The sequence below is a fragment of the Methylobacterium durans genome (assembly GCF_003173715.1).
Lineage (GTDB): Bacteria > Pseudomonadota > Alphaproteobacteria > Rhizobiales > Beijerinckiaceae > Methylobacterium > Methylobacterium durans.
Genome location: NZ_CP029550.1, coordinates 3,264,224 through 3,279,537, shown reverse-complemented (window position 1 = coordinate 3,279,537; position 15,314 = coordinate 3,264,224). Strand labels below are relative to the sequence as shown.

Sequence of the window (15,314 nt, the reverse complement as noted above, 5' to 3'; positions counted from 1 at the left end):
CGACATGGTCTCGTGATGTCACGACAAGCACTCCTCCCCCGCACCGCGCCGTTCGGCGACACCGAGCGGGCCAGCCTCGACGCCGTCCTGGGCACGGCGACGCCGATCCAGCGCGCCTGGCTCGCTGGCTTCCTCGCCGGCCTCGACGCCGCGGGCGGCCAGCCGGCCGCATTGCCTGCAGCACCGCCGAAAGCGGCCGAGCCGCTGGCGATCATCTACGCGAGCGAATCCGGCAATTCGGAGAAGCTGGCCGGCGACGTGGCCAAGCTCGCCCGCAAGAGCGGCTTCAAGCCGAAAGTGATCGACTTCGCCGACTTGGAGGTGGCGAGCCTCGCCAACGAGAAGCGCATCGTCGCGATCGTCGCGACCTGGGGTGAGGGTGAGGCACCGGCCCGTGCGGTCCGCGCTTACAACGAGCTGATGGGCGACGGGGCGCCACGCCTCGACGGCGCCGAGTTCGGGGTGCTGGCGCTCGGCGACACGAGCTACGCCGAGTTCTGCGCCATCGGCAAGGCGCTCGATGCCCGCTTCGAGGCGCTGGGCGCGAAGCGGGCCCACGAGCGGGCCGATCTCGACCTCGACTTCGACAAGCCCGCAGCGGACTGGATCAAGGGCGCGCTGAAGGCGCTGAGCCCCCCCCCTCGGCGGCCGACAACGTCGTAGCGGTCGACTTCGCCCGCGGCGGCGCCCACGACGAGGATGCCGAGCCGAGCCGCGAGCCCGTCGTCGTCGAGGTCGTCGAGCACGTGAACCTCAATTCCTCGCGCTCCGACAAGGAGACGATCCACCTCGCGCTCGCCTTCGAGGACGGCGCACCGGCCTACGAGCCCGGCGACTCGCTGGAGATCTTCCCCGAGAACGACCCGCAACTCGTCGAGGACATCCTCAGGGTCGCGGGCCTTGCCGGGGACGAGACCCTGCGCCGCGCGCTCCTCTCCGAGCGCGACATCACCACGCTCTCGGCCACCACGGTCGAGCGTTTCGTCAAGGCGACCGGCCACGCCGAGGCGAAGCGCCTGATCGAGAGCGGAGAGGTCCGCGCCTGGATCGAGGGTCGCCACCTCATCGATCTGATCGAGTCCTACCCGTCCGAACTGACGGCCGAGCACCTCAACGCGGTGACGCGGCCGCTGCCGCCGCGGGCCTATTCCATCGCCTCCTCCCGCAAAGAAGTGGGCGACGAGGTCCACCTCGTGATTGCCGCCGTGCGCTACGAGACGCACGGCCGCGCCCGCTCCGGCGTCGCCTCGGTGCACGTGGCCGACCGGATCCGCAACGGCGCCAAGCTCCGGGTGAAGCTGAAGCCGAACCGCCACTTCCGCCTGCCGGCCGATCCTGCGACCGATATCATCATGGTCGGCCCCGGCACCGGCGTCGCGCCCTTCCGCGCCTTCGTGCAGGAGCGCCGCAACGTCGAGGCGCCCGGGCGGTCGTGGCTGTTCTTCGGCGACCGGCACTTCACCCACGACTTCCTGTACCAGCTCGAATGGCAGGAGGCGCTGGAGGACCGCTCGCTGACGCAGATCGACGTTGCCTTCTCCCGCGACCAGCCCGAAAAGATCTACGTGCAGGACCGCCTGTTCGAGCGCCGCAAGGAGCTCGTGGAATGGCTTGACGGGGGCGCCCACTTCTACGTCTGCGGCGACGCCAAGAACATGGCCAAGGACGTGCGGGCGGCCGTGGTCAGGGCCTACGCCGACGTGAAGGGCCTCTCGGAGGCCGACGCCGAGGCGGCCGTCGCGGGGCTCGAGCGGTCCCACCGCTATCAGCAGGACGTCTACTGAGCCCCATCAGGAACCACCCCCTCCCCGTCCGGGGAGGGACAGGGTGGGGGTGATGCCGGATCGACCTCCGCGGCGCAGTCCGCACCAGCCCCAACTCCGGCCCCTCCCCCGAAGGGAGGAGAGACGATTCCGAACCGGATCTCCGCCATGACCGACCGCAAGCCTTCCCCCGAGCGCGTCTACGAGACGCCGCCGACCGACCGGCCCATCTCCGAGGCTGAGGCCGCGCGGACCGCCGGGCTCGCCCACAACGAGCACATCAAGATCGCGAGCGGGTATCTCCGCGGCACCCTCGCCGACGGGCTCCTCAAGCACGCCACCGGCGCCATCTCGGAGGATGACGGGCAGCTCGTGAAGTTCCACGGGATGTACCTGCAGGACGACCGGGATCTCCGGCCGGAGCGCAGCAAGAAGAAGCTCGACAAGGCCTACAGCTTCATGATCCGGCTGCGCATCGCGGGCGGCGTCGTGACGCCGAAGCAGTGGCTGATCCTTGACAACATCGCCACCACCTACGCCAACGGCACGCTGCGGGCGACGACGCGCCAGACCTTCCAGTATCACGGCGTCATTAAGTCGAACCTGAAGCGGGCGATGGCCGGCATCGATGCGGCGCTGCTCGACACGATCGCCGCCTGCGGGGACGTGAACCGCAACGTGATGGCGGCGACGAACCCGGCTCAGACCGGCGCCCACAGAGCTGCCTACGACCTCGCCAAGACCATCTCGGATTCCCTGCTGCCGAAGACAAGCGCGTGGCGCGAGATCTGGCTCGACGGCGAGCGCGTGGTCGGCGGCGAAGAGGCGGCGGAGGTCGAGCCGATTTACGGCAAGACCTACCTGCCGAGGAAGTTCAAAACCGTGATCGCGGTGCCGCCTTCCAACGAGGTCGACATCTTCGCTCACGATCTCGGCTTCATCGCGATCCTCGACAAGAAGGGCAAGGTGACGGGCTGGAACGTCACCGTCGGCGGCGGCATGGGCATGACCCACGGCGAGACCGACACCTTCCCGCGCACCGCCGACGTGATGCTGTTCTGTGAGCCCGCCGACGCCCTGAAGGTGGCCGAGGCGGTGATGACGGTGCAGCGCGATTGGGGCAATCGCAAGAGCCGCAAGAACGCGCGTCTCAAGTACACGATCGAGCGCTACGGCCTCGCGGCCTTCCGGGCCGAGGTCGAGAAGCGCGTCGGCAAGAAGCTCGCCGACCCGAAGCCCTTCAAATTCGACGGCAACGGCGACCGCTACGGCTGGGTCGAGGGCGAGGATGGGCGCCATCACCTGACGCTCTACGTACCGTCCGGCCGCGTGAAGGACATTGACGGGGGGGCGCGATTCCTGTCGGGCCTGCGCCGCATCGCCGAGGTGCACGAGGGCGATTTCCGGCTCACCGGCAACCAGAACGTCATCATCGCGAACGTCCCGGCGGCCAAGCGCCCCGAGATCGACGCCCTCGTCGACGAATACGGCCTGACGAAGGGTGCGAGCGCGCTCCGTCGCAACAGCATGGCCTGCGTCGCCCTGCCGACCTGCGGCCTCGCGCTCGCCGAGAGCGAGCGCTATCTGCCCGACCTCCTGACCGAGTTGGAGGAGAGTCTCGCCAGCCACGGCTTGGCGGAGGACGAGATCACCATCCGCATGACGGGCTGCCCGAATGGCTGCGCCCGGCCCTTCATCGCCGAGATCGGTCTCGTCGGCCGCGGTCCGGAGCGCTACCACCTGTATCTCGGCGCCGCCTTCGACGGCTCGCGCCTCGGGAAACTCTACGCCGAGGACGTGACGGCGGCCGAGCTTCGCACGGTGCTCGACCCGCTCTTCGCCGCCTACGCCAAGGGCCGTAAGGCTGGCGAGCGCTTCGGCGACTACCTGATCCGGGCGGGCTACGTGGCGCAGACCATCAACGGCCCTGACTTCCACGAGAGGACGGGATCGCTGAAGAGCGCAGCTTGAGGAGGCGTGCACCCCGCGCCTGACAGGGCTTTCTCAAGCTTGACCGGTACGATCGCAGACTGAAACTGCCACGCTTCCCCTCACGGGATGCGAAAAAGCTTCGCGTCCCGTGAACCGTTGCTTGATCCGACCGTTGTAAGCTTGAGTTCGGTCGGGAGGGGCACATGGCCAAGCACGAGATTCTCGGCTACTTCGAGCATCGCCGGGACGGCGCCTGGGTCTGCGTGAAGCCGTTCACGCTGACGACCAAGAGCGCGAGCGTCGACATTCGCCAGGGAATGCGCTTCGATTACGGGAAGCGCGTCGGCGGGGTCGATCTCGCGGAATACCTCGAGCAGCTCGGCTCCCAATTCGGCTCCTGATCCGACGCCTCAGCACCGAGCAGACCGGGCCGAGCCTTTCAAGGCGCCGGCCCTCTTCGTGTCAGAACCGATAGGCCGTCCGGCAAGCGCCCCAATGCCGTCCATGGACGCGGATCGGCGCGTCGACTTCCCGCACCATCACGATCTGACCGCCGACCTCGCGCCGATAGACCTGAACCGTGGCCGGTCGCTGCGAGCGCGCCGCGGTGATGCCCGTACGATCGTCGAAGATTCGCAAGTTGCGGCAATGGGCGTTGTTCCAGACCGGATCGTCCGGACGCTGAGCTTGCGAGACGCGCCGGTTGTGGACCGGGACGAAGCCGTTCCGGTCCGCGACGATGCAGAACAGCATGGTCCCGTCGCGCACCAGTTCCGGCTCTAGGATATCCGGCAACAGGCGCTCCAGGGGCTCAACGGACACAGTACGGAATTGCTGCGGGTTCGTGCCCGCGACTGGCCGGTAATCGGTGTCGAACAGGATTGAGGACGCGAGGCGTCCGGCGTCGATCTCCGCCTCCAGCAGGCCCCCGATGCGTGCGGCCAGATCCTGCGCCCGGACGATCAGCGGCCTGTAGGCCGTCTCGACGGCGGCCAGCGTCTCCTGCAGCCGGGCCCGCTCGGCTTGCGCGATCTCGCCGAAGGCGCAGTGGAGGCCCATCGGTGTCACGGCAACGATCGTCGCGGGTAGACAGCCGATTCCGGCGAGGCCGAGCGTCAGCCGGTGCCCGGCCGACAGGGGAACGCCGCCCTCCGGCGCCGCGAGCAGGACGCCGCCCGCGCTGATGTCCTGGATGCGCGTGCGCCGCCCGTCTCCGAGATCGGCGCCGATGTCGACGGGATAGCGATCCGAGCGGCGCCGGTCGCCGATCTCGCTCTGCCGGATCACCGCGACGAATCGGCGGCCGAGCCCGGCCGCCTGCTCGCCAGCGTGGCTGGAGGCCGTCTCCATCGCGGCGGCCTGGGCGTCGAGGGCCACCGTGGCGTGGCTCGCCGCCCCCGCCTCCGCGTTCACCGCCGCCACGAGTTCGGCCGCTTGCGAGGCGCCGGACGCGACGCCAGCCACGATTGCAGCCTGCTCGTCCGAGATGCCGCGGACCGTGGCGAAGGCCGGCCGCACCGCGTCGATGGCCCCTGCCACGGACTCGATCGCCGCGCCGGAGGCCGTCGCTCCCTCGCGCAGCCGGGCAATCCGGGCGCGGACCTCGTCGGCGGCTCGGGCGGTCTCGACCGACAGCGCCTTCACCTCGTTCGCCACCACCGCGAAGCCGCGGCCCGCCTCGCCGGCGCGCGCGGCTTCGATGGTGGCATTCAGCGCCAGCAGGTTCGTCTGGCGGGCCACCGCCGAGATGGTGTCGACGATGCTCGCGATCTCGTTGCCGGCCTGGGCGAGCGCCGCGACGAGGGTTCGCGCCTCGGCGCCGCGAGCGCCCGCGTGGTCGAGATGCGTGCCTGCATCCGACATCGCGTCCGCGATCCGACCGGTGGTCGCCGAGAGGAGGCCCGTCGTCTCGGTGAGACCACCGCTCGCTCCCGCCCCGGCTTCTGCAGCCCCGGCAAGCGAGCCCAGCTGCGTGCGGATGCCGGCAAGACCCGCCTGCATCTGCTCGACCTCCGCCCGCGCCGCGGCGATCGACCGGCCGACCCCGCCGATCGCGGCGAGCACATCGGCCTCGATGACGTCGAGAACATCGGTGCCATCCCGCGCGGGCATCGCGCTCGGGGCCGGCGCGACAGGCTGAACGTCGGAATGCGCGTGTGTCGCCGGTTCGAGCGGCGATGGCGGACGACGGGTGGGGAGGGAAAATCGCATGCCTTTCGTTACCAAGGCACGCCTAATGATCCCTTAAATCCCGGATGCAACAAAGCATTCGTGCAGCTGCCGCTATGGCATCGGGGGAGTGTATTCAGGCTCCGCCCCACTGCATCGTCAGTCCTCCATCGACGACCCAGGTCTGACCGGTGACGTAATCTGCGTCGTCGGAGGCGAGGAAGAGGGCGACCTTGGCAATCTCGTCCGGTTGGCCGGCGCGATGCCAGGGGATTTTCTTGAGCGAGGCTTCGATCTTCTCAGGCTGCTCGAAGCGTTGCTGGGTCATCGGCGTCTGGATCAGGCCGGGCGCGATGTTGTTGACGTTGATCCTGTCCTCGGCGAGTTCGCGCGCGAGGCAGCGGGTCAGCGAGCCGACGCCGGCCTTCGACATGCCGTAGGGCGCGCTCTCCGGGGTCGGGAGATGCTCGGCGACGGACGAGATCGTGACGATCCGCCCGCGCCCGCCCGCCGCACGGCGGACCTTGATGAAGGACCGGGAGCAGAAGAGCGGCCCCATCAGGTTGACCCGCAGGATCTGCTCCAGCCTCGCGTCCTCCATCTCGGCGACTTCCATGCCGCTCATGGCCTGGCCGGCATTGTTGACGAGGATGTCGAGGACACCGAGATCGCGGGCGATCCGCTCGAAGGCCGCGTTGACCGAAGCGGGATCGCCGACATCACCCTGAAGCACGAGGGCCTTGCGGCCTGCGGCCTCGACACGGCGGGCGGTCTCGGCGGCGCCCGCCTCGTCGGTGTGGTAGAGGATCGCCACGTCCGCGCCCGCTTCGGCGAACAGCGCCGCTGTGGCTTGGCCGATGCCGGAATCCGCGCCCGTGACGAGGGCCTTCCTGCCGTGCAGCGTCATGAAATTCCTTCGAACATGAGGGGACGGGCGGAGCCGCTGCCCTGGCAATCGCCCCCTCCGACCGGATGTTCCCCGGTTTCATCGCGCGCAAGTGATGCGGCGACGGCACTTCGCCGGCTATTCGGAATTGTTTCTTCGATGTTGCTTTGACGCCCGGGATACCCCAGCCTAGGTTCCGGCCATGACCCACCCAGCCGATCAGGAGCTCATCGTCGCGGAGGAGAGCGCGCCGACGACCCGTTGCCGCATCCTGGCGACGGCCGAGCGCTTCTTCCGGGAAATCGGCTACCAGAAGACCACGGTCGCCGACATCGCCAAGACTTTGCGGATGAGCCCGGCCAACGTCTACCGGTTCTTCGACTCGAAGAAGGCGATCAACGAGGCGGTGGTCGAGCGGGTGACTCGGGAGGTCGAGGCTCTGATCGCGACGATCGCCGCCACCCCCGGCTTGTCGGCCTCCGACCGCATCGCCGAGATCGTACGGAGCCTGCACGTCGACTGCTTGGAGCGCTGCCGGGAGAACCCCCGGATCCACGAAATGGTGGAGGCGGCGATGACCGAGAGCTGGGACGTCTGCCGCCACCATGTCGACCGGATCAGCGGCGTGCTGGGGCGTGTGGTGACGGACGGCGTGCGCAACGGCGAGTTCGCCGCGGAGGACCCGACCATGGCTGCCCAGTGCGTCCACGTGGCGATCGTGCGCTACTGCCACCCGGTCCTGGTCAGCCAGTACCCGAACGGGCCGGCCCCGCCGATCGAGACGATGATCGCCTTCCTGCTCCGCGCGCTGCAGGCGCGGCCGCAGCGCGCCTGAGCTCCTACTCCGAGGCCGGGTTGGCAGGCTGCGGCGGAGCGCCCGCACCCGGCTGCTCGCCGTCGTATCCCTCGATGACGATGAGGTCCGTCTCCGCCCCGCCCTTCTGCTTGGCGCGGGCCGCCTGATAGACGTCCGAATGCCAGCAGGCGAGCGCCGCCGCGTAGGTGGGGAACTCGATCACGACGTTGCGGGCCCGGGCCGAGCCGGACACCGCCTCGAAGGCGCCGCCCCGCACGAGGAAGCGGCCGCCGAACTGCGCGAAGGCGGCGCCGTTCGCCGCCGCGTAATCCCGGTAGGCGTCGGCGTCCCGGACATCGACCCGGACGATCCAGTATCCGCGTGCCATCGCTATCTCCTTGAGTTTCAAGCCATTTCAGCGACGATGCGGCGGGCCACCGCAGACGGGTCGGCGGCACCCGTGATCGGGCGGCCGACGACGACGTGGTCGATGCCGGCGGCGCGGGCCTCTGCCGGCGTCATCACGCGCTTCTGGTCGCCGAAATCCGAGCCGGACGGGCGGATGCCCGGGGTGACGATCAGCCGGTCCGGCCCGACGACGGAACGGACGGAGGCCGCTTCCTCCGCGCTGCAGACGATGCCGTCGATGCCGATCTCGAGCGCCTGGGCCGCCCGCTGCGCCACGAGGTCCCGCACGGGCAGAGCGTAGCCGGCCTCCCGGGCGTCCGCCTCGTCGTAGGAGGTCAGCACCGTAACCGCGAGGATCTTCAAGGGGTTGGCACCACGGCCGCGTAGGGCGGCCCGCATGGTCTGGGGGTAGGCGTGGACCGTCAGGAAGGTCGCGCCGAGGGAGGTCAGCGAGCGGACCCCCTCCTCCACGGTGTTGCCGATGTCGTGGAGCTTGAGGTCGAGGAAGACCTTGAGGCCGCGCTCGGCGAGCCTCGGCACGAGAGCGAGGCCGCCCGCATAGGCGAGGCGGTAGCCGATCTTGTAGAAGGTGGCGGCGTCGCCGATGCGCTCCACCAGCGCCTCGGCCTCGGCCACGTCGCCGAGGTCGAGGGCGACGATGAGGCGGTCGCGGGGGTCGGCGAGATCGGGCATCGGGCACTCCGGAGGAACGCCGGCAGCGATCACGGAGACGACCGCCTGTCAATGATCGCGATCATCCGGGGGCGCCATCACCCGTGCAACCTCCGGGCGCAATACGGGCAGCAGCTCGGCCTCGAACCAGGGATGCCGCCTCAGCCAGCCATTGTTGCGCCAGGAGGGGTGCGGCAGGGGGAGCACGCGGGGTCGGCGCGGCGCCGCGAGGATCTCGCGCCAGCGTGCGACGGTGCCGGTGAGGCCCCCCTCCGGCTGCCCGAGATGCCACTTCTGCGCGTATTGGCCGATCACCAGGATCAGTTCGAGTTCCGGCAACCCGGAAAAGATCGCTTCCCGCCAGCGCTCGGCGCATTCCCGGCGCGGCGGCCGGTCGCCGCCCTTGGCGTCGAGGCCCGGGAAACAGGAGCCCATCGGCACGATCGCGACCCGGGCCGCGTCGTAGAAATCCGCCTCGCCGAGGCCGAGCCAGGCGCGCAGGCGCACGCCCGACGGATCGGTGAAGGGCCGGCCGGTGCGGTGGGCCCGGGTGCCCGGCGCCTGCGAGGCGATGCAGAGGCGGGCGGTGGCGCTTCCCTGCAGGATCGGCCGCGGCTCGTGCGGGAGAGGCTGGCCGTAGACCGGCGCGTCGCGGCAGAGGCGGCAGGCGCGCAGCCGCGCGGCGGTCTCGTCGAAGGCGGATGGCATCGATTGGGGCGGCATCGGGAAGGCCGCAGATGGGTTTCGGCCCGTCGAACGAAAAGACGGCGCGGTGTTGAGCCGCGCCGTCGTGAAGTGGGTCGAAACCTTTGGGGTGAGGTGACCCTGCGCCTCGGGGGCCCGGAGGTCTGTGCGTTTCCTCACACCCCTCCGGATCCGACACCCAGGGTCAGACCCCCAGGATCAGACTCCCAGGATCAGACTCCCCTGAGGCTCGCGAGGTCGAGGGGCAGCGAGCGCAGGCGCTGGCCGGTGGCGGCGAAGATGGCGTTCGAGATGGCGGGGGCGAGCACGGGCACGCCCGGCTCGCCGATGCCGGTCGGCGCGGCCTGCGAGGGCACGATGTGCACCTCGACCACGGGCATCTCGCTCATCCGGGTCGGCTCGTAGCTGTCGAAGTTCCGCTCCTGCACCACGCCGTCCTTGAGCGTGATCCGGTTGCGGAGCACCGAGGAGAGCGCGAAGCCGACCGCGCCCTCGACCTGGGCCCGGATGATGTCCGGGTTGACCGCGATGCCGACATCGACCGCCGCGACGATGCGGTTCACCTTGACGCCCGCCTCCTGCACCGAGACGTCGGCCACCATGGCGACGTAGGAGCCGAAGGATTCGTGCGCCGAGACGCCGAGGCCGTGGCCCTTCTCGCGGGTGCGCTCGGCCCAGTTCGCCTTCTCGGCGGCGAGCCTCAGCGCGGCGGAGAGGCGGGGCGCCTGGTTGAGGAGCGCGAGGCGGTAGGCCAGGGGGTCGACATTCGCCGCGTGGGCGAGTTCGTCGATGAAGACCTCCATGACCTGCGCCGTATGGGTGTGGCCGACCGAGCGCCACCACAGGACCGGCACGCCCTCGCGGGCGTTGTGGACCTCGAACCGGTAGGCCGGGAGCGCGTAGGGCGTGTCGGAGGCGCCCTCGACGGTGGTGCCGTCGATGCCGTTCTTGACGATCATCGCCTCGAAGGGCGAGCCGATCATGATCGACTTGCCGACCATCACGTGCTGCCAGCCCGTGATGGCGCCCTTGGCGTCGAGGCCGGCGCGCAGCTTGTGGTAGACGGTCGGGCGATAGTACCCGCCCGTCATGTCGTCCTCGCGGGTCCAGACGAGGTGGACGGGCGCCTTGGCCCCCGTGGCCTTCACGATGCTCGCGGCCTCGGCGAGGTAGTCGGCGCCGGGCGTCGCCCTCCGGCCGAAGGAGCCGCCGGCCCAGAGCGTGTGCAGCCGGACCTTGTCGGTCGTGACGCCGAGGATCGCGGCGATGACCGCCTGCTCGACGGTCTGGAGCTGGCAGCCCGCATGGACGTCGTAGGTGCCGTCCGAGGCCCGCTCGATCGTGGCGTTGAGGGGCTCCATCGCGGCGTGGGCGAGGTAGGGGAAGCTGAACTCCGCCTCCAGCACCTTCGCCGCGCCCTTGATGCCCGCCTCCGGGTCGCCGCGCTCCGAGGCGACGAGACCGGGGCGCTTGGCCGTCTCCCGGTACTCGGCGAGGATGGCCTCGGAGGAGCGGGCCTCCGCGCCCGCATCGTCCCAGGTGACGGCGAGGGCGTCGCGGCCCTTCATGGCGGCGAAGGTGTCCTTCGCGATCACGGCGACGCCGGTCGGGATGGTGACCACGTCGAGGACGCCCGTGACGGCGCGGGCGGCCTTGTCGTCGACGCTCTTCACGGTGGCGCCGAAGCGGGGCGGATGCGCGACGACCGCCGTGACCTGGCCGGGGCGGCGGATGTCGAGGGAGTAGACCGCGCTGCCGTTCGTCTTGGCCACCGAGTCGAGGCGGGGCACCCGCTGGCCGATCAGCCGCCACTCGCCCGGCTGCTTGAGGCGCGGCTCCTGCGGCACCGGCAGGGTCGCGGCCGAGGCGGCGAGCGCGCCGAACCGGGCCTCGCGCTTCGAGGCAGCGTGGCGCACGACGCCGTTCTCCACCGTGATCTCGGAGACCGGCACCTTCCACTGGTAGGCGGCGGCCGCCACCAGCATCTCGCGGGCGGCCGCACCCGCCTTGCGCAGCTGGAACCAGGAATTGGCGATGGCGGTCGAGCCGCCGGTGCCCTGCACCGGGCCCATCAGGGTGTTGTTGTAGAGCGCGGCGTCGGCGGGCGCGAATTCGGTGCGAACCGTCGCCCAATCCGCGTCGAGCTCGTCGGCGAGGATGGTGGCGAGCCCGGTCGTGTTGCCCTGGCCCATGTCGAGATGCTTGCAGATGACCGTGACGGTGTCGTCCGAGGCGATCCGCACGAAGGCGTTGGGCATCGCCTTGACCGTCGAGAGGTCCGGCCCGCCCGCGGCGTAGGACGGTCCCTTCGGGTCGAGGCGGAAGCCGATCACGATGGCGCCCGTCGCGGCGGCACCGCCGAGGAAGCTGCGGCGGGAGACGCGCGGGGCGCGGCCTCCGGCCTTCGACCGACCGATTGTCAGCATGTCTGTGCTCCAGTCAGGACGAACGGGGATCAGGCGAGGGTTCGTGCGGCTTCGTGGATCGCCGCGCGGATGCGCTGATAGGTGCCGCAGCGGCAGATGTTGCCATCCATGGCGCCCGAGATGTCGGAATCCGAGGGCTTCGGATTGTCGGTGAGGAGCCCGATGGCGGACATGATCTGGCCGGACTGGCAGTAGCCGCACTGGACCACGTCGAGCTTGCGCCACGCCGTCTGGACCGCCTCGGCCACCCGGCCCGAGACGCCCTCGATCGTCGTGACCTTGGCCTCGCCGACATCCCCGATCCGGGTCTGGCAGGAGCGGACCGGCTGCCCGTCGAGATGGACGGTGCAGGCTCCGCACTGCGCGATGCCGCAGCCGTACTTGGTGCCCGTCTTGTCGAGATGGTCGCGCAGCACCCAGAGGAGCGGCGTCTCGGGATCGGCCTCGACCTCGTGGGCCCTGCCGTTGACGGTCAGCTTGATCATCCCGATGCCCTCCGGTCCGGTGAGGATGGCCGAGCGGTAGACCTCTCCCGCGCGCGGCCGATGTGCGGCCGCGCACCTGCCATGCGATGCCCGCAGGGCGGGGTCCCGGCAGGCCGGGGGCCCTTTCCCGGATGCGGACAATGCGAGCGGAGGCGGCAGGCGGTTCTTAACACATTCATACCATCCTGAGGCCGGTCGCGTTTCGGCACGCCCCCTCCGAACCGTCCGCCGCCGCCCTCAGCGTAAACTTCGAGACCGATGTCCGACCTGACTGTGGAGATGGTCCAGCGGGGGCGCGGCCCGTCCGCCGAGGAGGCCAACCGGCGCCGCGGCATCGCCCGCGACATGCGCTCGGCCCGGGAGAAGCTGACCTCCTCGACCGGCCTGGAGCGCGCCTTCGACTACGAGCTGCTACGCCTCTATGCGCAGTACCGGATCGGCGCCGGCATCCCGCTTGGCCTGTTCGCGGTGGTGATGGCCGGGGCCTCGGTGTTCTGGGTGCCGCACGCGATCGCGGCGGCCTGGGCCCTGTGCGTCTTCCTCGCGATCACGCTGATCTCGTCGCTCAGCCGCCGCTTCCTGCGGCAGGACAAGGCGGAGGTCTCCCTCGCGCAGTGGCGGCGCCTCTTCGTCGCCGGCGAGGCGATCCAGGGCCTGTGCTGGTCGGCGATGATCGGGCTCGGCGCCACCGGGGGCCGCACCTTCGCCCTGTTCGGCCTCGTCATCGCCGCCGCGATCGCGACCATGCTCGCCGCCACCGTTCCGGCCGCCGCCGTCGCGGGCCTCGTGCCGCTGGCGCTCGCGACGCTGTCGCTCCTCCTGTTCTCGCAGCACATGGACGCGCTGCTCCTCGTCGTGATGGCGGTCGGCGCGCAGCTCTTCTTCCTGGGGCTGGCGCGGCGCCTCTACACCTCGACGGTCGGCGCGCTCCAGTCGCGCGCGGAGAAGGACGCGATCTTCACCGAGCTGGAGGAGGCCAAGGCCAATTCCGACGAGGCGCGGCGGCGCGCGGAGGAGGCGAACCTCGCCAAGTCCCGCTTCCTCGCGACGATGAGCCACGAGCTGCGCACGCCGCTCAACGCGATCCTCGGCTTCTCGGAGGTGATGAAGAACGAGGTCTTCGGCCCCCACACCACGGCGAGCTACCAGGAATACTCGACCGACATCCACGATAGCGGGATGCACCTCCTCAACCTCATCAACGAGATCCTGGACCTCTCGCGGATCGAGGCGGGACGCTACGAGATGAACGAGGAGGCGGTGCTCCTCGCCCACATCGTCGAGGAATGCCGCCACATGATGGGCCTGCGCGCCCGCTCGAAGGGGCAGACCTTCCACGATTTCGTGGACGATTCCCTGCCCAAGATCTGGGCCGACGAGCGGGGGCTGCGCCAGATCGTGCTGAACCTCCTCTCGAACGCCGTGAAGTTCACGCCGCCGGGCGGCGAGATCACCATCAAGGTCGGCTGGACGAGTTCGGGGGGCCAGTACGTCGCCGTGAAGGACAGCGGCCCCGGCATCCCGGAGGACGAGCTCGGCACCGTCATGTCGTCCTTCGGCCGCGGCTCGCTCGCCATCAAGACCGCCGAGCAGGGCTCGGGGCTCGGCCTGCCGATCGTGAAGGGCCTCGTCGACCTGCACGGCGGCCATTTCCAGCTCGTCTCCCGGCCCCGAGAGGGCACGGAGGTTATCGTCACCCTGCCGGCGAGCCGGGTGATGGACACGCTGCCGGCCGTGGACGTCGCGGCCGAGGCGCCCCCGCCAAGGCGCAGCAGGCCGCGCGGGCGGCCTGAGGCGGCGCACCTCTCCCGTGTGGGAGAGGTCGAGTCCGCAGGATGCGGACCGGGAGACGGATCAGGTCTTTCCGGACAGGTCGCACCCCTCACCCTGTCCCTCTCCCGAACGGGAGAGGGGACCTGCGCGTGACGGGCCGGTGTCGCGCCAGCCGCTGCGATCGTCGGTCCGCTACCCGTCCGAGCGCCCCGACACCCCCGCCTGCTCGAAGGTCGCCATGTCGCGGTGGCAGGCGAGCGCGCCCTTGAGGAGGCCCATCCCGAGCGCCGCGCCGGAGCCCTCGCCGAGGCGCATGCCGAGCGCCAGCAGCGGCACGAGGCCGAGGCGCTCCAGGACGTCGGCGTGCGCGCCCTCCGCCGAGACGTGGCCCGCGAGGCAATGGTCGAGGGCGGAGGGGTCGATCGCGTGCAGGATCGCCGCCGCCGCGGTGGCGACGTAGCCGTCGAGGACCACCGGCACCCGCTGCAGGCGGGCGGCGAGGATCGCGCCCGCCATCGCGGCGATCTCGCGCCCGCCGACGCGGGACAGGACCTCCAGCGGATCGGCGAGGTGGCCGGCATGGCGGGCGAGCGCCGCCTCGACCGCCGCGACCTTGCGGGCGATGCCGGCGTCGTCGATGCCGGTGCCGCGCCCGACCCAGTGGCGCGCCTCGCCCCCGAAGAGCGCCGCGTAGATCGCCGCCGCGACCGTGGTGTTGCCGATGCCCATCTCGCCGACCGCGAGGCAATCGGTGCCGGCCGCCACCGCCTCCATGCCGAAGGCCATGGTGGCCACGCACGCCTTCTCGTCGAAGGCTGGCCCGACCGTGATGTCGCCGGTCGGCAGGTCGATCGCGAGGTCGAACACCTTGAAGCCGAGGCCGTAGGCCGCGCAGATCTGGTTGATGGCCGCGCCCCCGGCGGCGAAATTCTCGAGCATCTGCCGGTTGACCGCGTCGGGATAGGCCGAGACGCCGCGGGCCGTGACCCCGTGGCTGCCGGCGAAGACGCAGACGAGGGGCCGGTCGAGGGTCGGGCTCGCCTTGCCCTGCCAGGACCCGAGCCACGCGACGAGGTGCTCCAGGCGACCGAGGGCGCCGGCCGGCTTCGTCAGCCGTGCCTCCCGCGTGGCGATGGCGGCGGCCGCCTCCCGGTCCGGGCCCGGCATGGAGGCGATCAGGCCGCGGATATCCGCGAAGGGGCCGGTCTCGGTCATGGCACGAACAATCCTGTGGGCGGGCCCCGCCCGCGCGAGGCCGGCCGCGGCCGGAGCTATAACGGGGCGGGATGCGGGGTGAAG

The 15,314-nt window shown here is 70.5% G+C and carries 12 protein-coding genes and 1 pseudogene; 5 read left to right on the top strand and 8 right to left on the bottom strand.

Annotated elements, in window-relative coordinates; all coding sequences use genetic code 11:
- Positions 1-15: 15 nt before the first annotated feature.
- The 3 genes and pseudogenes from DK389_RS15140 to DK389_RS15130 all read left to right on the top strand — a co-directional run bounded on the left by DK389_RS15140 (position 16) and on the right by DK389_RS15130 (position 4,096).
- Positions 16-1,784 (top strand): annotated as a pseudogene (locus DK389_RS15140) (diflavin oxidoreductase).
- A gap of 147 nt (positions 1,785-1,931) precedes the next feature.
- Positions 1,932-3,734, top strand: coding sequence for an NADPH-dependent assimilatory sulfite reductase hemoprotein subunit (locus DK389_RS15135; protein WP_109890755.1), 1,803 nt, complete (start codon positions 1,932-1,934; stop codon positions 3,732-3,734).
- Positions 3,735-3,898: 164 nt separating this feature from the next.
- A complete protein-coding gene (locus tag DK389_RS15130) occupies positions 3,899-4,096 on the top strand; it encodes a hypothetical protein (RefSeq protein WP_109890753.1) in 198 nt (65 codons plus the stop codon).
- 61 nt (positions 4,097-4,157) lie between these two features.
- On the opposite strand, the gene DK389_RS15125 is transcribed toward DK389_RS15130, so the two are convergent.
- Together DK389_RS15125 and DK389_RS15120 are read right to left on the bottom strand one after the other, a co-directional pair.
- Complete coding sequence (locus DK389_RS15125) at positions 4,158-5,807, bottom strand: methyl-accepting chemotaxis protein (RefSeq protein WP_162560661.1); 1,650 nt, start codon at positions 5,805-5,807, stop codon at positions 4,158-4,160.
- A 193-nt stretch (positions 5,808-6,000) separates the two neighbouring features.
- On the bottom strand, positions 6,001-6,771 hold the full coding sequence (locus DK389_RS15120) for an SDR family NAD(P)-dependent oxidoreductase (RefSeq protein ID WP_109890749.1): 771 nt from the start codon (positions 6,769-6,771) through the stop codon (positions 6,001-6,003).
- 181 nt (positions 6,772-6,952) lie between these two features.
- On the opposite strand from DK389_RS15120, the gene DK389_RS15115 reads away from it, so the two are divergent.
- Positions 6,953-7,585 (top strand): TetR/AcrR family transcriptional regulator, encoded by a 633-nt coding sequence (locus DK389_RS15115; RefSeq protein ID WP_109890747.1) that lies wholly within the window; start codon positions 6,953-6,955, stop codon positions 7,583-7,585.
- A gap of 4 nt (positions 7,586-7,589) precedes the next feature.
- On the opposite strand, the gene DK389_RS15110 is transcribed toward DK389_RS15115, so the two are convergent.
- The 5 genes from DK389_RS15110 to DK389_RS15090 all read right to left on the bottom strand — a co-directional run bounded on the left by DK389_RS15110 (position 7,590) and on the right by DK389_RS15090 (position 12,242).
- Entirely contained in the window at positions 7,590-7,934 is a 345-nt protein-coding gene (locus DK389_RS15110) for a DUF1330 domain-containing protein (protein WP_109890745.1), read from the bottom strand.
- 17 nt (positions 7,935-7,951) lie between these two features.
- The gene (gene pyrF / locus DK389_RS15105) at positions 7,952-8,647 is read right to left on the bottom strand and encodes an orotidine-5'-phosphate decarboxylase (RefSeq protein WP_109890743.1); all 696 of its coding nucleotides are present in this window, start codon (positions 8,645-8,647) and stop codon (positions 7,952-7,954) included.
- Positions 8,648-8,695: 48 nt separating this feature from the next.
- Positions 8,696-9,334: a uracil-DNA glycosylase family protein gene (locus DK389_RS15100; protein ID WP_109896414.1), complete on the bottom strand. Its 639-nt coding sequence runs from the start codon at positions 9,332-9,334 to the stop codon at positions 8,696-8,698.
- Between the two features lie 209 nt (positions 9,335-9,543).
- On the bottom strand, positions 9,544-11,757 hold the full coding sequence (locus DK389_RS15095; RefSeq protein WP_109890741.1) for a xanthine dehydrogenase family protein molybdopterin-binding subunit: 2,214 nt from the start codon (positions 11,755-11,757) through the stop codon (positions 9,544-9,546).
- A 29-nt stretch (positions 11,758-11,786) separates the two neighbouring features.
- Positions 11,787-12,242 (bottom strand): (2Fe-2S)-binding protein, encoded by a 456-nt coding sequence (locus tag DK389_RS15090; RefSeq protein ID WP_109890739.1) that lies wholly within the window; start codon positions 12,240-12,242, stop codon positions 11,787-11,789.
- 258 nt (positions 12,243-12,500) lie between these two features.
- On the opposite strand from DK389_RS15090, the gene DK389_RS15085 reads away from it, so the two are divergent.
- Positions 12,501-14,168, top strand: coding sequence for a sensor histidine kinase (locus DK389_RS15085; protein ID WP_109890737.1), 1,668 nt, complete (start codon positions 12,501-12,503; stop codon positions 14,166-14,168).
- 39 nt (positions 14,169-14,207) lie between these two features.
- On the opposite strand, the gene cobT is transcribed toward DK389_RS15085, so the two are convergent.
- Positions 14,208-15,230 carry a nicotinate-nucleotide--dimethylbenzimidazole phosphoribosyltransferase gene (gene cobT, locus DK389_RS15080; RefSeq protein WP_109890735.1) on the bottom strand — a complete coding sequence of 341 codons (1,023 nt, stop codon included), beginning with the start codon at positions 15,228-15,230 and terminating at the stop codon, positions 14,208-14,210.
- Positions 15,231-15,314 lie beyond the last annotated feature (84 nt).